The 18,193-nt window shown below is 71.8% G+C and carries 19 protein-coding genes; 15 read left to right on the top strand and 4 right to left on the bottom strand.

Annotated elements, in window-relative coordinates:
* The first annotated feature begins 26 nt into the window (after nucleotides 1-26).
* From KS423_RS07260 to KS423_RS07275, 4 genes are all read left to right on the top strand, one after another.
* Nucleotides 27-680, top strand: a complete 654-nt coding sequence (locus tag KS423_RS07260; protein WP_224276310.1) for a hypothetical protein — start codon at nucleotides 27-29, stop codon at nucleotides 678-680.
* Nucleotides 681-930: 250 nt separating this feature from the next.
* Entirely contained in the window at nucleotides 931-1,518 is a 588-nt protein-coding gene (locus KS423_RS07265; RefSeq protein ID WP_224276312.1) for a hypothetical protein, read from the top strand.
* A gap of 146 nt (nucleotides 1,519-1,664) precedes the next feature.
* Nucleotides 1,665-2,360, top strand: a complete 696-nt coding sequence (locus KS423_RS07270; RefSeq protein ID WP_224276314.1) for a demethylmenaquinone methyltransferase — start codon at nucleotides 1,665-1,667, stop codon at nucleotides 2,358-2,360.
* A 231-nt stretch (nucleotides 2,361-2,591) separates the two neighbouring features.
* Nucleotides 2,592-3,902 (top strand): geranylgeranyl reductase family protein, encoded by a 1,311-nt coding sequence (locus tag KS423_RS07275; RefSeq protein ID WP_308020147.1) that lies wholly within the window; start codon nucleotides 2,592-2,594, stop codon nucleotides 3,900-3,902.
* A 297-nt stretch (nucleotides 3,903-4,199) separates the two neighbouring features.
* Here the strand turns inward: KS423_RS07275 and KS423_RS07280 are convergent, their stop codons facing one another.
* The 3 genes from KS423_RS07280 to KS423_RS07290 all read right to left on the bottom strand — a co-directional run bounded on the left by KS423_RS07280 (nucleotide 4,200) and on the right by KS423_RS07290 (nucleotide 6,122).
* A complete protein-coding gene (locus KS423_RS07280; RefSeq protein WP_224276316.1) occupies nucleotides 4,200-4,556 on the bottom strand; it encodes a MazG-like family protein in 357 nt (118 codons plus the stop codon).
* Nucleotides 4,557-4,679: 123 nt separating this feature from the next.
* Nucleotides 4,680-5,387 carry a peptidylprolyl isomerase gene (locus KS423_RS07285; RefSeq protein ID WP_224276318.1) on the bottom strand — a complete coding sequence of 236 codons (708 nt, stop codon included), beginning with the start codon at nucleotides 5,385-5,387 and terminating at the stop codon, nucleotides 4,680-4,682.
* A gap of 84 nt (nucleotides 5,388-5,471) precedes the next feature.
* A complete protein-coding gene (locus KS423_RS07290) occupies nucleotides 5,472-6,122 on the bottom strand; it encodes a TetR/AcrR family transcriptional regulator (protein WP_224276320.1) in 651 nt (216 codons plus the stop codon).
* A gap of 94 nt (nucleotides 6,123-6,216) precedes the next feature.
* Here KS423_RS07290 and KS423_RS07295 point away from each other — a divergent pair, with 94 nt between their 5' ends.
* Together KS423_RS07295 and KS423_RS07300 are read left to right on the top strand one after the other, a co-directional pair.
* Nucleotides 6,217-6,882, top strand: coding sequence for a CatB-related O-acetyltransferase (locus tag KS423_RS07295; protein WP_224276322.1), 666 nt, complete (start codon nucleotides 6,217-6,219; stop codon nucleotides 6,880-6,882).
* A gap of 176 nt (nucleotides 6,883-7,058) precedes the next feature.
* Complete coding sequence (locus KS423_RS07300; RefSeq protein ID WP_224276324.1) at nucleotides 7,059-8,045, top strand: DMT family transporter; 987 nt, start codon at nucleotides 7,059-7,061, stop codon at nucleotides 8,043-8,045.
* Nucleotides 8,046-8,058: 13 nt separating this feature from the next.
* On the opposite strand, the gene KS423_RS07305 is transcribed toward KS423_RS07300, so the two are convergent.
* Nucleotides 8,059-8,631, bottom strand: coding sequence for a hypothetical protein (locus tag KS423_RS07305; protein ID WP_224276326.1), 573 nt, complete (start codon nucleotides 8,629-8,631; stop codon nucleotides 8,059-8,061).
* 203 nt (nucleotides 8,632-8,834) lie between these two features.
* Here KS423_RS07305 and KS423_RS07310 point away from each other — a divergent pair, with 203 nt between their 5' ends.
* From KS423_RS07310 to KS423_RS07350, 9 genes are all read left to right on the top strand, one after another.
* Nucleotides 8,835-9,914, top strand: coding sequence for a sensor histidine kinase (locus KS423_RS07310; RefSeq protein ID WP_224276327.1), 1,080 nt, complete (start codon nucleotides 8,835-8,837; stop codon nucleotides 9,912-9,914).
* 35 nt (nucleotides 9,915-9,949) lie between these two features.
* Nucleotides 9,950-10,654, top strand: a complete 705-nt coding sequence (locus KS423_RS07315; protein WP_224276329.1) for a response regulator transcription factor — start codon at nucleotides 9,950-9,952, stop codon at nucleotides 10,652-10,654.
* 851 nt (nucleotides 10,655-11,505) lie between these two features.
* On the top strand, nucleotides 11,506-11,865 hold the full coding sequence (locus tag KS423_RS07320; protein WP_030060100.1) for an NADH-quinone oxidoreductase subunit A: 360 nt from the start codon (nucleotides 11,506-11,508) through the stop codon (nucleotides 11,863-11,865).
* 128 nt (nucleotides 11,866-11,993) lie between these two features.
* Entirely contained in the window at nucleotides 11,994-12,548 is a 555-nt protein-coding gene (locus KS423_RS07325; protein ID WP_224276331.1) for an NADH-quinone oxidoreductase subunit B family protein, read from the top strand.
* Nucleotides 12,545-13,258: an NADH-quinone oxidoreductase subunit C gene (locus tag KS423_RS07330; RefSeq protein WP_224276333.1), complete on the top strand. Its 714-nt coding sequence runs from the start codon at nucleotides 12,545-12,547 to the stop codon at nucleotides 13,256-13,258. The genes KS423_RS07325 and KS423_RS07330 overlap by 4 nt, the downstream gene beginning before the upstream one ends.
* Nucleotides 13,258-14,598: an NADH-quinone oxidoreductase subunit D gene (locus KS423_RS07335; RefSeq protein ID WP_224276335.1), complete on the top strand. Its 1,341-nt coding sequence runs from the start codon at nucleotides 13,258-13,260 to the stop codon at nucleotides 14,596-14,598. The genes KS423_RS07330 and KS423_RS07335 overlap by 1 nt, the downstream gene beginning before the upstream one ends.
* Complete coding sequence (gene nuoE, locus KS423_RS07340) at nucleotides 14,595-15,380, top strand: NADH-quinone oxidoreductase subunit NuoE (protein WP_224276337.1); 786 nt, start codon at nucleotides 14,595-14,597, stop codon at nucleotides 15,378-15,380. The genes KS423_RS07335 and nuoE overlap by 4 nt, the downstream gene beginning before the upstream one ends.
* Nucleotides 15,380-16,741 (top strand): NADH-quinone oxidoreductase subunit NuoF, encoded by a 1,362-nt coding sequence (gene nuoF, locus KS423_RS07345; RefSeq protein ID WP_224276339.1) that lies wholly within the window; start codon nucleotides 15,380-15,382, stop codon nucleotides 16,739-16,741. Before nuoE ends, nuoF begins: the two co-directional genes overlap by 1 nt.
* Nucleotides 16,738-18,193, top strand: a 1,456-nt coding sequence (locus KS423_RS07350; protein ID WP_224276341.1) for an NADH-quinone oxidoreductase subunit G, incomplete at its 3' end; no start/stop codon positions are given. The genes nuoF and KS423_RS07350, both read left to right, overlap by 4 nt.

Below are 18,193 nucleotides of genomic sequence, written 5' to 3' on the forward strand. Positions count from 1 at the left end.
TTGCCGTCGAAGTCGAAGGCGCTGTTGTGCTGACTCTGCACCGGGCGGCGTTCGTGCTGCCCGACCCGGCCGATCCCACCGCCCCGTCCATCGCCGACGGGGCGGTGGTGGTGCGTGGCGAGCTGATCGAGGCGGTGGGGCCGTACCGGGAGCTGACGGCCGCGCACCCGGGCGCCCGGGGGCGGGACTGGGGAACGGCCCTGCTCGCCCCGGGGCTGCGCAATCCGTACGGGCACTGGCTGTTGGAACGTGCCTACCACCCGGACCCGAGGGAGGAGGTCGGCGTCGAGCCGGTGGCGGACGGGCTGGCCGGATCCACCGACGAGGCGCGGTGCGGGGCCAGTGCGCGGCGGGGGCTGCAGCGGATGCTCGGGTACGGGGTGACGGCGGTGGCCGGGCCCTTCGAACGGGCCTCGGTGCGGGCGGCCGTGGCGCGGTCGGGGATCGTGGGGCTGCCGGCTCCCTCCGGTTCGCCCGGAGGGCCGGGCGGCGGAGGTGCGGGGCCGCTGGACCCGTTGGCCGTCCTGCCGTTCGCGGAGGCCGTGCACGGGCGGGTGGTGGCCGGGGGCCGGGCGGACTTCGCGGTGTTCGCGGTCGCGGGGGACGGGGGCGCCGAACCGGTGGCGGGCGGGTGCCTGGCTACGGTGCTGGGCGGACGGTTGGTGTACCGCCGGCGGTGAGACGGTCGTCACGTCGAGTGTGACGTACTCGCCAGTAGGCGGATTTCCTTGCGGCGCACGGGACTTCCTTCGTGTGCACCCGAACTCCGCTGCTGGTCGCGGAGAGTGATTGCGGGTTCATCGTGACCTGAGGGCCCGCCAGCGGATACGATCCCGGACAGCTCACTCCGTACCCTCACCACACCACCACCCGCGCCCGCGGGCGGCGGGGCCGTGTCCCCGGCCCCGAAGGCAAGCCAGGACAGGAACCATGCGAACCGCGACCGTTCCCCCACCGCGCACACCGCGGTTGGGCCGTGGTTGGTACCTCGCCGCCGTGCTCAGCGCCGTGCTGGCCGTCGGGATGTGCCTGCTCGGTTGGCGCCAGGCCGACCAGGCCGACCGGATCGAGGCGCACCCGGTGAGAGTCGACGGGGTCGTCACCCAGCTCCCGAGCGGAGGCGGCACCTACAGCGCCGTCAGCTACCGGGCCGACGGGGAGCCCCACACGGCGGCCGCGCTGCCGCTCTCGGACGGCGCCAAGCTCGGCGACAGGGTCTGCCTGGAACACGCCGCCGACGACCCGGGCGCGGTGCGGATCTGCGGCGACACCTACCCGCAGCCGGTCGGCGTGGGCCTGGCCCGGTACAGCGTGCCGGTGGCCGTCGTGATCTTCGCGATCTGCGTGCTGCGCATCCGGCGGCACCACAAGGCCCTCGCAGTCCGCGGCGGGCAGGGGAAGCTGGCCGTCAACCTCGCACTGGCGACCGAGGCGCTGGCGGACGGGATGCCCGCGATAACGCACGGCAAGCGGTCCCGTCGCCGTCGGCGCGCGGGCGGGCGGCGCGCTCAGTACTGACGGGGCGCGCCCGGTGGCGGCGGTGCCGGTGCCTGCGGGCTGGTGCGGCGGGCTGCTCCGGCTCGGGGGTGCGGCTCGGGGGGTGCGGCTCTGGGCCGGCGTGCCCCGTTGGTCGGGGTGTCCGTGTGAGGGTGAACAATGGGGGTGTGACCCGAGCCTCTCTGGACAAGCAGCCGCACGAAGTCGCCGCCATGTTCGACGACGTCGCGGCCAAGTACGACCGCACCAACGACGTGCTCTCCCTCGGCCAGGCCCGCGCCTGGCGCCGGGCGGTGGCCGAGGCGGTGGCCGCCGGACCGGGGGACCTCGTGCTCGACCTCGGGGCCGGTACCGGCACCTCCTCGCTGCCCTTCGCCGAGGCCGGGGCGAAGGTCGTCCCGTGTGACTTCTCGGTCGGCATGCTCACCGAGGGCAAGCACCGCCACCCCGAGTTGGCGCTCACCGCCGGCGATGCCACCCGCCTGCCGTTCGCGGACGACACCTTCGACTCGGTGACGATCTCCTTCGCGCTGCGCAACGTCCAGGACACCGACGCGGCGCTGCGCGAGATGCTGCGGGTCACCAAGCCCGGCGGCAAGCTGGTGATCTGCGAGTTCTCCACCCCGACCTGGACGCCGTTCCGGACGGTCTACACCGAGTACCTGATGCGCGCGCTGCCGCCGGTGGCCACCGCCGTCAGCAGCAATCCGGAGGCGTACGTCTACCTCGCCGAGTCCATCCGGGCCTGGCCGGACCAGCCGGGGCTGGCCGCCAGGCTCCAGGACAACGGCTGGTCGAAGGTCGCCTGGCGGAACCTGACCGGCGGGATCGTCGCGCTGCACCGGGCCTACAAGATCGCGTAGCCGGGCTCGGACGGCTCGGGTCCCCGGGCTCGGGCCGCGGGCTCGGGCCCCGCGATTCGGATCCCGGGGCTCCGGCCCGCGGTTCGGGTCCCAGGACTCGGTGCTCGCGGTTCGGGTTCCACGGCCCGGGGCGGTGGTCGGGGGCGGGGGCGCATCCGGTGGCGTGAGCGGAACTAGACTGCCGGAGACAAAGCCGCCGTCCCCCAGCCGCAGTTCCAGGAGTGTGTCCACGTGTCCGAGACCGCAGCCGATCTGACGAAGCCGGACAGCCCCGTGGAGAGCACGGCCGACGTCATCGTGGTCGGCGCGGGCCCGGCCGGCTCCACCACCGCGTACTACCTCGCCCAGGCCGGGCTGGACGTGCTGCTGCTGGAGAAGACCGCCTTCCCGCGCGAGAAGGTGTGCGGCGACGGCCTGACCCCCCGCGCCACCAAGCAGCTGGTGGACATGGGCATCGACGTCTCCACCGAGAACGGCTGGCTGCACAACAAGGGCCTGCGCATCATCGGCGGCGGCGTCCGGCTGGAACTCGACTGGCCCGAGCTGTCCTCCTTCCCCGACTACGGCCTGGTGCGCAAGCGTGCCGACTTCGACGAGCTGCTGGCCCGTCAGGCCGAGAAGGCCGGCGCGCGGCTCTACGAGCGCTGCAACGTCAGCGGGCCGGTCCTGGACGAGCGCACCGGCCGGATCGTCGGCGTCACCGCCAAGCTCGGCGAGGAGAAGCGGCCGGTCACCTTCCGGGCCCCGCTGGTGGTCGCCGCCGACGGCAACTCCACCCGGCTCTCGCTCGCCATGGGCCTGCACCGGCGCGAGGACCGTCCGATGGGCGTCGCCTACCGCACCTACTTCACCTCGCCGCGCCACGACGACGACTACCTGGAGTCCTGGCTGGAGCTGTGGGACACCCGCGGCGGCGAGCGCAAGCTGCTGCCCGGGTACGGCTGGGTCTTCGGCATGGGCGACGGCACCTCCAACGTGGGCCTCGGCATCCTCAACTCCTCGCCCGCGTTCGGCGAGCTGGACTGGCGCGAGGTGCTCAAGGCCTGGTGCGCCGGCATGCCGGAGGAGTGGGGCTACACGCCCGAGAACATGACCGAGCCGATCCGTGGCGCCGCGCTGCCGATGGCCTTCAACCGGCAGCCGCACTACACCCGCGGCCTGCTGCTCGTCGGCGACGCGGGCGGCATGGTCAACCCGTTCAACGGAGAGGGCATCGCCTACGCGATGGAATCCGGCCAGATCGCTGCCGGGGTCATCGTGCAGGCCCTCGCCCGGGTCACCGACGGTGGTCGCGAGCGTGCCCTCCAGGCCTACCCGCGCATCCTCAAGGACGTGTACGGCGGCTACTACACGCTGGGCCGCGCCTTCGTGAAGCTCATCGGCAACCCCAAGGTGATGCAGCTCGCCACCCAGCGCGGCCTCACCCACCCGATGCTGATGCGCTTCACCCTCAAGCTGCTCGCCAACCTCACCGATCCGCAGGGCGGCGACGCCATGGACCGCGTGATCAACGGCCTCGCCAGGATCGCGCCGAACGCCTGATCCCGTCTTGCCGCCTGCCCACGGCCGGCCGGTTCGCCGCAGGACCGGCCGGTTCACTCCCGGGGCTTGATGGTCAGACCAGTGGCGTCAGACGCCGGTCAGTGGCATCAGGCACCGGTCAGGTCAGGTCAGGTCAGTGGCATCAGGCACCGGGACCTGGGCGGCCCGGTGCCGGGTGATGTCGTCGGTCAGCCGCCGGGTGATGTTCGGGGCCAGAACCGCCTTGCCCACGGCGACCACCCGTACTTCATCAAGGCCGATGTCGACGGAGCCGCGTTTCGCCGGGGGAGTTGTGGTCTACACCCCTTCGGCCGCTTGGGGGGCCTCTGCCGGTCGGCGGAAGTCGGCGGAGCGCTGTTCGACGTAGGCGAGGCGCTCGGCGAAGACCCGGGCCGCGTCGGGGGTGAGGGTCCTCAGCGCGACGAGGGCGGAGAAGATGACGTCGCAGAGTTCGTGCTGGACGTCCTCCCAGGTGTGGGTGACCCCCTTGCGCGGGTTCTGGCCGGTGGCGCCGATGACCGCCGCACCGACCTCGCCGACCTCCTCGGAGAGCTTGAGGATGCGCAGTAGCCGCTCCTCCTGGGGCGACTGCGTGCTCTGCTCGTCCAGCCACGCGACCAAGTGGTCGACGCTCTCCCAGATCCGGCTGTCCATGCGGCGCTGCTCCTGCTCCCGTGCGGTGTCGTCGGTGTGCTGTCACCGTACGGGAGCGGGGACGGGAGCGGGGACGGGGACGGGGTGGGTGGGCTGCGGGCCGGGGCTGTGCGGCCCGCCGGGTCAGCGGGCGCTGATCTTCACGTTGCGGATGTTCACCGGGAGGTTGGGGAAGCCGTCGCCCGGGTTGTTCTGATCGTCCTCGCCACCGGCGGCGATCTTCTGGAGGACGTCCAGACCGGCGGTGATCCGGCCGAACGGGGTGTAGGCGGGGGAGAGCTTGGTGTCCTTCCAGACGAAGAAGAACTGACTGCCGTTCGTGTTCGGACCGGCGTTGGCCATGGCCACGGTGCCGGCCGGGTAGGTGGCGCCGGTCAGGTTCTCGTCCGGGAACGAGTAGCCCGGCCCGCCGCTGCCCGTGCCGGTCGGGTCGCCGCACTGGAGGACGTAGATCCGCTGGGTGGTGAGGCGGTGGCAGTGGCTGCGGTCGAAGTAGTCGTGCTCGGCGAGGAACCGGAACGAGAAGGTGGTGCAGGGCGCCTTGTCGGTCAGTGCCTCGAAGGTGATCTGGCCCTGGCTGGTCCGCAGTGTCGCGCGATAGGGCTTCGCCGCCTTCTTGGCGTCGAACACCGGGATGCCCTTGAAGTTGTCGGCCGGGACGGCCGGTGTGTAGGTGCAGCCTGCGGCGGGGGCGGGGGCCGCGGGGGCTTCCGCGAAGGCGGTGCCGGTGCTCGCCACGAGCGGGAGGACGGTGGCAGCGGCGACCAGCGCCCAGTGCTTGCGCTTCACGTGACGGGCCTTCCGGGGGGTGGTGGACGGCGGGGTTGTCATGGGTGCATCATCCACGGCCTGATGGGGATGCGGTAGGGGTTGGGGCGGCCGTGGTTCCTCGGGCGGCGGTCGTGTGATGGTGTGTCAGTTCTGCTCGGGGGTGGCCGAGGTGGGCGTGAAGAGTCCGGCGCGGGCGGCCAGGGCGGCGGCGTCAGCGGCCCGCTCGGCGGTGCGGGCGTCGAGCGGCTCGCCGGAGACGAACAGGCGGTAGTAGAGCGGGGCGATGGCGGCCCGTACCACCTCGGTGCCGTCCGTCCCGGCGGGCAACTCGCCGCGGGTGGCGGCTCGTTCGACCACCTCGGCGGCCTGGCGGTGGCGGGCCGCGAAGAAGGCGCGCAGGGCGGCCGCCCCGGTGTCCGAGCGCTGGGCGGCGGAGATCAGCGCGGTTGGCGTGGGGCCGAGTTTCGGGTCGGTGAAGACGCTGAACACCTCCTGGGTGATCCGGCGGAGGTCCTGCTGGAGGTCTCCGGTGTCGGGCAGTGGCCAGGTCTGGTCGGCGGAGGCGGTCAGGGCGTCGGCGACCAGGCCGTCCACCCCGCCCCAGCGCCGGTAGAGGGTTGCCTTGTGGACCCCGGAGCGGGCGGCGACCGCCTCGACGGTGAGGCCGTCGTATCCCTTCTCGGCGACCTCCGCGAGCGTGGCGGTGACTACCTCCGTCCGGACCCGGGCGCTGCGGCCGCCCGGGCGCGGGGTGGGGGTGCGGGGTTCCGGCGTGAGGTGGGCGGGGTCAGTCAAAGTCGACTCCAGTCGCGTTAAGGCTTGCCGAGGGGTGGCGGTCATGCCATGCTCATCGTAATGCGAATCAAGTCGCATTACGAGAGGAGCTCGCGTGCCCGCCACTGTCATCCCCGACCCCGCCGCCCTCCACCCGCTCGCCGGCCACGACCGGGTGGTCCTGTTGCGCCCGCTCGTCACCGACCCGCGGATCGAGGTCGGCGAGTACACCTACTTCGACGACCCCGACGGAGCCACCCGCTTCGAGGAGCGCAACGTCCTCTATGCGTACGGCCCCGAGCGGCTGGTGATCGGCAAGTACTGCGCGATCGCCGCCGGCACCCGTTTTCTGATGGCCGGCGCGGCCCATCCGGCCGTCGGTGTCTCCACCTTCCCCTTCACGATGTTCGGCGGCAGTTGGACCGAGCGGACCCTCGACATCGTCACGGGCCTGCCCAGCCGGGGCGACACGGTGGTCGGCAACGACGTCTGGTTCGGTCACGGGGCCACCGTTCTCCCGGGTGTCCGGATCGGCGACGGCGCGATCATCGCCGCCGGAGCGATGGTCACCTCCGACGTCGAGCCGTACACCGTCGTCGGAGGCAACCCCGCCCGCCCGATCCGCCGCCGCTTCGACGACGCCGACATCGAGCGCCTGCTCCGCTCGGCCTGGTGGGACTGGCCGACCGAGCTGGTCACCGAGCACGTCCGCGCCATCATGTCCGGGACCCCGGCCGACATCGAGGCGATCGCCGCGGCGAACGGTCTGCTCGCCGCCTGACCCACCCGTGCCCGGACAGGGCATTGATCATCGGCGGCCCGGTGCGCGAAGATGGCGCCCCCTTGCTCCGTGCTCCGCCCCGTCCACCGCCGGGCCTTCCGCCCGGCTCCTGGGTCCGTCCGACGCCGTACGGTACTCGCGCCCGCCGGTTCCGTCCGTTCGGAGGGATCTTCCGCATGCCAGCCTCCTCTTCCGACCTGCCCGAGGGTTCGTCCTCGTCGGTCCTCCGTGATCTTCCGGTCCTGCTCGTGGCCGTGGTGTGGGGGTCGAGCTTCCTCGCCGTCCAGCGGGTGGCCGAGCCCGGGACGGTGGTGGCGATGCTCGTGCTGCGGTTCGGACTGGTGCTGCCGCTGCTCGGGGTGGTCGCGTGGCGTGCCCTGCGGAGGCTGAACCGTGCCGAGTGGCTCGGCGGCGCCGCACTGGGGCTGGTGCTCAGCGGGATCTTCCTGCTGGAGACCTACGGCGCCGTCCACACCTCCGCGACCAATGCCGGTCTGATCATCAGCCTCGCGATGGTGCTCACCCCGCTCGGCGAGAGCGCCCTCGGTCGGACCGCACCACCGAAGGCCTTCCTCGCGGCCGCCGGGCTGGCCGTCCTGGGCGTCGCCCTGCTCACCGGCGACGGCGGGCTGCGTCCTCCCACGCTCGGTGATCTGCTGGTGCTGGGCGCCGCCTTGGTCCGCTCGGCGTACGTCCTCGCGGCGGCCCGCACCCGGGCCGTCCGCGACACCGACATGCTTGCCGTCACCTGGGTCCAACTTGCCGTGGCCACCGGCGTGTTCGCCGCCGTCGCGCTGCCGGTCGGGCCTGCGCCCTGGACGGTCGCGCGCTCGTACGGGGCCGGCCAGTGGGCCTGGCTGCTCCATCTGTCCCTGTTCTGCACCCTGTTCGCCTTCTTCGTCCAGATGTGGGCCGTGCGGGCCACTTCGCCGTCCCGGGTGAGCCTGCTGCTCGGCACCGAACCGCTGTGGGCCGCCGTCTTCGGGATCACCGTGGCCGGGAACCGGATGGGCCCGCTCGCCCTGCTCGGAGGAGCCCTGGTGCTGGTCGCGACCGAATGGGGCCGGCGCACCACACCCGCGCCGCGCCCGGCCAGAGGCCGGGGAGAGGGAGAGGGCGAGCCTGACGCGGTGGGGCCGAACGCGGAGCCGGCCCGGGTGTGACCAGCCGCCCTCGTCACCGGCGCCGCAGCGTCCGGCGGGCGTAGTCGAGGGTGACCGCGCCGAGCAGCGGGCCCCAGGCGACCAGGGGCAGGTACGCGAGCGTCATGACCACGGCGGCGAAGCCACGCGGCGAATCCGGATCGGCCAGGTTGCGTGCCCAGCCGCCGAAGAGCGCCTCCATACCGAGGACCGTGAGCACCACCGAGCCCAGCAGAGCCGGGAGGATCGCGGCGAGCGGCTTGACCCGGCGGCCGCCTATCAGCGGGATCCACCGGGGCGCGATCAGCCCCCAGGGCCGGACCAGGCCCAGGGTCAGGAAGGCCAGTGCCTCGGCAAGGGCGCTCAGCGCCACGCAGTAGACCGTGCCCCAGCCCGGCTGGTGCTCGGCGTACGCCGCGGCTGTCGCGCCGGTGAAACCCATCGGGGCGCCGAAGCCGAAGACGATCCGCCACAGCCCCGAGGGGACGGTGGTGAGGACGGCGGCCTTGGCGGCGAGCTGGGCCCAGCGCGGGGCGGGCGGGACGACAGGGGCGGCCGCCTCGGCCCGGAGGGTGGTGCTGCGGGCGTTGATCACGAGCTTCGACATGGTGGTGGACTCCCTTCGGCTTCGGCCTCCGTGGCCGGTGCGATGACTCAAGACTGGAGGCCGGCCAGGGGTTCGCGGCAGATGCCGATCGGGCTGTTCCTCCTGCTCAACCCGCCTTTGAAATGTGCCGATCGGCACAGGCGTGCCGCCTGGGTGGCGTCGTAGTGTGACGGCAGTCGAAGAGTCGAGGAGAGGTGGTGACGATGACTCAGATCCTGTCCGCTGTTGTCCTGCTCCTGGTGCCGCCGGCCTGGGTGGCGCGGGGGCGGTACGGGGCGGCGGCCGTGACCATGGCGCTCGGGGCGGCATCGGTCGTGGTCACGGTCGCCGTCTGGCTCCTCGGCCGTTGGGTGGAGGGGCAGCGCTGGGCCGGGCTGTTGGGCCTGGCCGAACTGGCCGTCCTGCTGCTGTCGGTGGTCATCAGCCTGCGCGCCGAGGACGGTCCGCGGTGTGCGGCGGCGGCCTGGACGGCATGCGGAGCGGTCGCCCTCTGGCCGTCCCGGTTCGCGTTCATCGAGGGGCCTGCGGACACGCTCACGCTCTTCGGGTTCGGATCGATGCTCTCCCTGCCGGCCGTCCTGATCGGGCTCTACCTGCGGGGCCTGGACGAGGGGCGCAACAAGGCGGTGGCCGAGGCCAGGCGGGCACAACGACTCGAACTGGCCCACGACCTGCACGACTTCGTGGCGCACGATGTCAGCGGCATGGTCGCCCAGGCCCAGGCGGGGGCTTACCTGGCCGGGATCGACCCGGCCCGGGCGGCCGAGATGTTCCAGCGAATAGAGCAGGCCGGGCAGCGGGCGCTGGCCTCGCTGGACCGGACGGTACAGCTGCTGCGCAGCGAGGAGGGCGGCGGCCGCGGTCCGCAGCCCGGGCTCGCCGAACTCGCCGGGGTGGCCGAGCGGTTCACCGCGACGGGCGGCTCCGAAGTCCGGTTGGAGCTGCCGGAGGAGCCGGTGCCGCGCGAGGTGGAGGGCACCGTCCACCGGATCGTGGTCGAGTCACTGACCAATGTCCGGCGGCACGCTCCGGCCGCGCGGGCGGTCGAGATCCGGGCCCGCCGCAGTGGCGGACGGCTGGAGCTGACCGTGACCAACGACGGTCGGGCACCGGGCCCGGCAGGTCGGCCGCGCCGGGGCGGTGGCAGCGGACTGCCTGGGCTGGCGGCCCGGGTGGAGGCCCTCGGTGGTTCGCTGGAAGCCGGCCCGCACGAGCGGGAGGCCTGGAGGGTGACGGCGGTGCTGCCGCTGGAGGAGGCCGGCGCAGGGCCGGTGCGATCGTAGAAGCCGACGCGGGTCGGTAACGGGGAGGTGCGGATATGGGCAGTGGCACAGGGCCGGTTCGGATCCTGATCGCGGACGACCAGGCGGACGTTCGCAGTGCGTTCCGGATGATCCTGGACGTCCAGCCGGACATGGTGGTGGTGGCTGAGGCGGCGGACGGTGCCGCAGCGGTGCAGGAGGCAAGGAGACTGCGGCCGGACGTGGTGCTCGCGGACATCCGGATGCCGAAGCTGGACGGTTTGGAGGTCACACGCCAGTTGGCCGACCAGTGCAAGGTGATCGTGGTGACCACCTTCGACCTGGACGAGTACGTGCACACGGCATTGCGGCACGGGGCGGCCGGATTCCTGCTGAAGCGGTCGGGGCCGGTGCTGCTGATCGAGGCGGTCCGGGCGGCGATGGCCGGGGACGCGTTGATCAGCCCGCAGATCACTGTCCGGCTCCTGCGGCACATGGCACTACCGGCTGCGGAGCCGGAGCCGGAGCCCGGGCGGGGCGCCAAGGCGGCTGCGGCGGCTCTGCCGCCGACAGCCGGGCCGACGGAGGAACTGACCACGAGAGAAAGGGAGATCGCCGAGCTGGTGGCAGACGGCGCGACCAACGCCGAGATCGGCGCAGGGCTGTTCATCTCTCCGGGGACGGTGAAGAACCACCTCGCCAACATCCAGCGCAAGATCGGAGCCCGTAACCGGGTGGGCATCGCGGCCTGGATCTGGGAGCAGGCGGCCGGCCGACAGTAACCGGCCCTGGCCCGGAGGGCGAGAGCCCGGGCAGCCCAAGGCCCATGCAGGCAGCAGGCCCCGGTCACGGCGGGCAGTGCCGGAGTGGACCGGTTCCGGGCAAGGTCAGCGCTGCCTTGTGCGAGGTCGCAGCCCTGCACGGGCGGCCGGCGGGCCTGTGGGCGCGGGCGAGGGCGCCGACCCCGCTTCGGCTGTGCGGCCGTGAGGCCTGCATGGTCGGCGCCGCCCGCCCCCAATGACGCGAGGCCCATGCGGCCCACGCGGCCGCACAGCCGAATCGGCCCCGAGCGCACGCAGATCCGCCAACCCCAGCGCAGGCAGCGGGCGGAGGAAGCGGGCACAGGCGGCGGGCACAGGCGGCGGGCGGAGGCGGCGGCGGGCGGGTCGGCGAGGGGGAGAGGAATCCCACCCAACGGCAAGTTCGCGCGCTTGTGAACGAAGGGTCAAGCGAGCGTTCGGCCCCCCGCCACCCCTCCGAGTGAGTCGCCATAACACGTCAACATGACGCCTGGAAATTTGCCCAAGGCGATGCATGGTTGATATAGGACCATGCCCCTGACCAGCCGCTTCACAGGTAAATGCGACTGGTTGTGATCATTTGGCTGCTATGCGTTGACAAATCTGGGCATGTTCACATTCGACACCATTCACATGGTGTCGTAGATCACAAAGATGGCGGTGAACTGCGTGTCGCAGATCACAAGCCGACAGGCATAGGATGCGCTCGTTCCAGGCTTTGTGAACTGCCTCACATGAGGTGGATCTCGGGAACTGGAACGCGGGTTCACCTCAGTGTGACCCGCCGGTTCCGATCTGCAGTCAAGGACGACTGGACGGAGGGAGCGGGGGCTATGAATGCCTACGCGCCGATCCTCGTACTCGGTGCCATCGCGGCGGCGTTCGCGGTCGGCTCCGTCGTGATGGCCTCACTCACCGGCCCCAAGCGCTACAACCGGGCCAAGTTGGAGGCGTACGAGTGCGGCATCGAGCCGACCCCGCAGCCTGTGGGCGGCGGTCGGTTCCCGATCAAGTACTACCTGACGGCGATGCTCTTCATCGTCTTCGACATCGAGATCGTCTTCCTCTACCCCTGGGCGGTGACCTTCGACGCCCTGGGGATCTTCGGGCTGGTCGAGATGCTCCTGTTCATCGCCACCGTCTTCGTCGCGTACGCCTACGTGTGGCGGCGCGGCGGCCTGGAGTGGGACTGAGCGCGGGGTGGTCCGAGCGCGGGGTGGTGACCCCACCCGTCCGCCGGCTGTGCGCCCGCTTGTGAAAGAGCGGACAAGCCAGAACCGGCCCACGTATCAGCGGTCTTGAGGGCATTGAGAGGGATCTGATGGGAATCGAGGAGAAGCTGCCGAGCGGCTTTCTGCTCACGACCGTGGAGACGGCCGCCGGCTGGGTGCGCAAGGCGTCACTCTTCCCGGCCACCTTCGGTCTGGCCTGCTGCGCGATCGAGATGATGACCACCGGCGCAGGCCGCTACGACCTGGCCCGGTTCGGCATGGAGGTCTTCCGGGGCTCCCCCCGGCAGGCCGACCTGATGATCGTGGCGGGCCGGGTGAGCCAGAAGATGGCCCCGGTGCTGCGCCAGGTGTACGACCAGATGCCCAACCCCAAGTGGGTCATCTCGATGGGCGTCTGCGCCTCGTCCGGCGGGATGTTCAACAACTACGCGATCGTCCAGGGCGTCGACCACATCGTCCCGGTGGACATCTACCTGCCCGGCTGTCCGCCCCGTCCGGAGATGCTGATGGACGCCATCCTGAAGCTGCACGACAAGATCCAGCACGAGCCGCTCGGCGTGAACAAGCGCCGGGCCGAGGAGCTCGGCGAGGCGCTCGCCCTCAAGGCCACCCCGATCAGTGAGATGCGGGAGCAGCTGCGATGAACGACCAGGTACCCGAGACCCGCCGGGAGCAGCCGGTCCGCGAGATCCCGGTCGAGGTGGTCGGCCGCCGCCAGGGCATGTTCGGCGCCAAGGGCAGTGGCGACACCTCCGGCTTCGGCGGCCTGTCCGCCCCGATCGCGCTGCCCGGCCCGAGTGAACGCCCGTACGGCGGCTGGTTCGACGAGGTCGCCGACGAGCTGGAGGGCGCCCTGGAGGAGCAGGGCCTGGACCCGGTCGAGGTGATCGGGAAGACCGTGGTCGACCGCGGCGAGCTCACCTTCCACATCGACCGTGACCACCTGCTGAGGACCGTCCGCATCCTGCGCGACGACCCGGCGCTGCGTTTCGAACTGTGCCTCGGCGTGAGCGGCGTGCACTACCCAGGCGACAAGGGCCGCGAGCTGCACGCGGTCTACCACCTGCGCTCGATCACCCACGGCCGGCTGATCCGGCTGGAGGTCACCGCGCCCGACGCCGACCCGCGCATCCCCTCCGTGGTGAGCGTCTACCCGACCAACGACTGGCACGAGCGCGAGGCCTACGACTTCTTCGGGCTGGTCTTCGAGGGCCACCCGGCGCTCACCCGGATCATGATGCCGGACGACTGGCTGGGCCACCCGCAGCGCAAGGACTACCCGCTCGGCGGCATCCCCGTCGAGTACAAGGGCGCCCAGATCCCGGCTCCCGACCAGCGGAGGTCGTACAGCTGATGAACACCCAGCACTTTGGAGAGACCGAGGAAGCAGACGCCCGCGAGACCACCGAGGGCCGGGTCTTCACCGTCACCGGCGGCGACTGGGGCGAGGTGGTCGAGGCGGTCGGCCGGGCCGACGACGAGCGCATCATCGTCAACATGGGCCCCCAGCACCCGTCCACCCACGGCGTGCTGCGGCTGATCCTGGAGATCGACGGCGAGACAGTGAAGGAGGCCCGCTGCGGCATCGGCTACCTCCACACCGGCATCGAGAAGAACATGGAGTTCCGCAGCTGGGTCCAGGGCACCACCTTCGTGACCCGCATGGACTACCTGACCCCGCTGTTCAACGAGACCGCCTACTGCCTGGCGGTCGAGAGGCTGCTCGGCATCACCGACGACGTCCCGGACCGGGCCAGCGTCATCCGGGTGATGATGATGGAGCTCAACCGGATCTCCTCGCACCTGGTCTGCCTGGCCACCGGCGGCATGGAGATCGGCTCCACCACCCTGATGATCTACGGCTTCCGGGACCGCGAGCTGATCCTGGACGTCTTCGAGCTGGTCACCGGCCTGCGCATGAACCACGCGTACGTGCGCCCCGGCGGCCTCGCCCAGGACCTGCCGCCCGGCGCCGTCGACCAGATCCGCGAGGCGGTCAAGGTCTTCCGCTCCCGGATGCACGAGTACGACAAACTCGCCACCGGCAACCCGGTGTTCAAGGCCCGTCTGGTCGACGTCGGCTTCCTGGACCTGCCCGGCTGCCTGGCCCTCGGCGCCACCGGCCCGATCCTGCGGGCCACCGGCCTGCCGCACGACCTGCGCAAGACCGACCCGTACTGCGGGTACGAGGACTACGACTTCGAGGTTGCGATCGCCGACAGCGCCGACTCCTACGGCCGCTTCCTGATCCGCCTGGAGGAGATGAAGCAGTCGCTGCGGATCGTCGAGCAGTGCCTGGACCGGCTGCGGCCGGGCCCGGTCATGGTGGCCGACAAGAAGATCGCCTGGCCCGCTCAACTGGCCGTCGGCCCGGACGGGATGGGCAACTCCCTCGACCACATCCGCAAGATCATGGGCACCTCGATGGAGGCCCTGATCCACCACTTCAAGCTGGTCACCGAGGGCTTCCGGGTGCCGGTCGGTCAGGCGTACGCGGCGGTCGAGTCGCCCAAGGGCGAGCTGGGCGTGCACGTGGTCAGCGACGGCGGGACGCGGCCGTACCGGGTCCACTTCCGGGACCCGTCGTTCACCAATCTGCAGACGATGGCGGCGATGTGCGAGGGCGGCCAGGTGGCCGACGTGATCGTCGCGGTGGCCGGGATCGACCCGGTGATGGGAGGCGTGGACCGGTGACCAACGTCGAACTCGGACTGCCGGCACTGCCGGCCGCACCGTACCCCGAGGAGGTGCACGCCCGGCTGGCCGCCGACGCGGCCGAGCTGATCGGCCGCTACCCGCAGCCCCGCTCGGCGCTGCTGCCGCTGCTGCACCTGGTGCAGGCCGAGGAGGGCTTCGTCAGCCCGACCGGTATCCGCTTCTGCGCCGAGCAGCTGGACCTCACCACCGCCGAGGTCACCGCGGTCGCGACCTTCTACACCATGTACCGGCGCCGCCCGGCCGGGAAGTACCACGTCGGGGTCTGCACCAACACCCTGTGCGCGGTGCTCGGCGGCGACCAGATCTTCGCCGAGCTCCAGGAGCACCTGGGCATCCGCAACAACGAGACCACCGGGGACGGCGAGGTCTCGATCGAGCACATCGAGTGCAACGCGGCCTGCGACTACGCGCCCGTGGTGATGGTCAACTGGGAGTTCTTCGACAACCAGACCCCGGAGAGCGCCCGGCAGCTGGTCGACGACCTGCGCGCCGGCCGTGAGGTCCGGCCCACCCGCGGCGCCCGGCTGTGCGGCTTCAAGGAGACCGCCCGGATCCTGGCCGGCTTCCCCGACGAGCGCCCGGGCGCCAACGACGAGTCCGGTGCCGGCGGCGCGCCCTCCCTGGCCGGCCTGCGGCTGTCCCGCGGCGAGGCCCTGCCCGGCGCCCCCGGCACCAGGGTCGTCTCCCCGCGCAACGAGCCGCCCCGCCCCGACGCCTCCCGCCCCGCGGGCAACGGCCAGGAAGGGAGCGAAGCGTGATGACGTCCGCCGAGCCGGCCGAGAAGCTGCTCACCCCGGTCCTGTCCGACTCCTGGGACGACAGCCGTCCCTGGACGCTCGACACCTACCGCCGCCACCACGGCTACGAGGGCCTCAAGGCGGCCCTCGCCATGCCGCCGGACGACGTGATCGCCCTGGTCAAGGACGCCGGCCTGCGCGGCCGCGGCGGCGCGGGCTTCCCGACCGGCATGAAGTGGCAGTTCATCCCGCAGAACGACGGCAAGCCGCACTACCTGGTGGTCAACGCGGACGAGTCCGAGCCGGGTACCTGCAAGGACATCCCGCTGCTGTTCGCCAACCCGCACGCGCTGATCGAGGGCATGATCATCGCCTCCTACGCGATCCGCTGCGACCACGCCTTCATCTACCTGCGCGGCGAGGTCGTCCCGGTGCTGCGCCGGCTGCACGCGGCCGTCGCCGAGGCGTACGGGGCGGGGCTGCTGGGCCGGAACATCCTCGGCTCGGGCATCGACCTCGACATCACCGTGCACGCCGGCGCCGGCGCCTACATCTGCGGCGAGGAGACGGCGCTGCTCGACTCGCTGGAGGGCCGACGCGGCCAGCCCAGGCTGCGGCCCCCGTTCCCGGCGATCGCCGGCCTGTACGCCTGCCCGACGGTGGTCAACAACGTCGAGTCGATCGCCTCGGTGCCGCCGATCCTGGCCCGCGGCAAGGAGTGGTTCAAGGCCCTGGGCACCGAGAAGTCCCCCGGCTTCACGCTCTACTCGCTCTCCGGCCATGTCACCAACCCCGGCCAGTACGAGGCCCCGCTCGGCATCACGCTGCGCCAGCTGCTCGACCTCAGCGGCGGCATCCGCCCAGGGCACCGGCTGAAGTTCTGGACCCCGGGTGGTTCCTCCACCCCGATGTTCACCGACGAGCACCTCGACGTCCCGCTGGACTACGAGGGCGTCGGGGCGGCGGGCTCGATGCTCGGCACCAAGGCGCTCCAGGTCTTCGACGAGACCACCTGCGTGGTGCGCGCGGTCACCCGCTGGACGGAGTTCTACGCCCACGAGTCCTGCGGCAAGTGCACCCCCTGCCGCGAGGGCACCTACTGGCTGGTCCAGCTGCTCAAGCGGATCGAGGCGGGCGAGGGCGTCGACGGGGACCTGGAGAAGCTCCTCGACATCGCCGACAACATCAACGGCAAGTCCTTCTGCGCACTGGGCGACGGCGCGGCCAGCCCGATCGTCTCCTCGCTCACGCACTTCCGGGCTGAGTACGAGCAGCACCTGGCCGAGCGCCGGTGCCCGTTCGACCCGGCCGCCTCCACCGTCTGGGCCGACGGCCCCCGCCCCGGCCACCAGTCCGCCACCGAAAGGGAGGTGCACGCGTGACGATCACAGAGCCAACCGCCTCCGAGACCGCGGTCGAACTGGTCACGCTCACCATCGACGGCGTCGAAGTGCGGGTCCCCAAGGGAACGTTGGTGATCCGGGCCGCCGAGACCATCGGCACCCAGATCCCGCGCTTCTGCGACCACCCGCTGCTCGACCCGGCCGGCGCCTGCCGCCAGTGCATCGTCGAGATCGAGGGCCAGCGCAAGCCGGTCGCTTCCTGCACCATCCCGGTGGCCGAGGGCATGGTGGTGCGCACCCAGCTCAGCTCGCCGGTGGCCGAGAAGGCGCAGCGCGGCGTGATGGAGCTGCTGCTGATCAACCACCCGCTGGACTGCCCGGTCTGCGACAAGGGCGGCGAGTGCCCGCTGCAGAACCAGGCGATGACCAGCGGTGCCGCCGACTCCCGCTTCGAGGGCATGAAGCGCACCTACGAGAAGCCGGTGCCGATCAGCAGCCAGGTGCTGCTGGACCGCGAGCGCTGCGTGCTGTGCGCGCGCTGCACCCGCTTCTCACAGCAGATCGCCGGGGACCCGTTCATCGACCTGGTGGAGCGCGGGGCGCTGCAGCAGGTCGGCACCGGCGAGGGCGACGACTTCGAGTCGTACTTCTCCGGGAACACCATCCAGATCTGCCCGGTGGGCGCGCTGACCTCGGCGGCGTACCGGTTCCGCTCGCGCCCCTTCGACCTGGTCTCCTCGCCGAGCGTGTGCGAGCACTGCGCCTCGGGCTGCGCGCAGCGCACCGACCACCGGCGCGGCAAGGTGCTGCGCCGGCTGGCGGGCGAGGACCCGGCGGTGAACGAGGAGTGGAACTGCGACAAGGGCCGCTTCGCCTTCCGCTACGCCCAGCAGCGCGACCGGCTGACCACCCCGCTGGTGCGGGTGGACGGCGAGCTGGTGCCGGCCTCCTGGCCGGAGGCGCTGGTCCGGGCGGCCGAGGGGCTGCGCGGGGCCCGGACCGGGGTGCTGGCCGGCGGCCGGGTGACGGTCGAGGACGCCTACGCGTACGGGAAGTTCGCGCGGGTGGTGCTCGGCACCAACGACGTGGACTTCCGGGCCCGCCTGCACAGCGGTGAGGAGGCGGACTTCCTGGCCGCGGCGGTGGCCGGGCGGGGCGTCGACGTGGACGGCACGGGGGTGGCGTACGAGGACCTCGACCGGGCGCCGGCGGTGCTGCTGGCGGGCTTCGAGCCGGAGGAGGAGTCGCCGATCGTCTTCCTGCGGCTGCGCAAGGCGACCCGGGCGACGGGCCTGAAGGTGTTCTCGGTGGCCGCGTTCGGCTCCCGGGGCCTGGCGAAGCTGCACGGCGCGCTGCTGCCGGCCGCTCCCGGCACCGAGCCGGAGTGGTTCGCGGCGCTGGCGGCGGACGAGCCGCTGACCGACGACGACGGGCGGGCGGCCGAACTGCTGCGCACCCCGGGCGCGGTGATCCTGGCGGGCGAGCGGCTGG

The organism is Streptomyces sp. LS1784 (genome assembly GCF_020103755.1).
Classification (GTDB): Bacteria; Actinomycetota; Actinomycetes; order Streptomycetales; family Streptomycetaceae; genus Kitasatospora.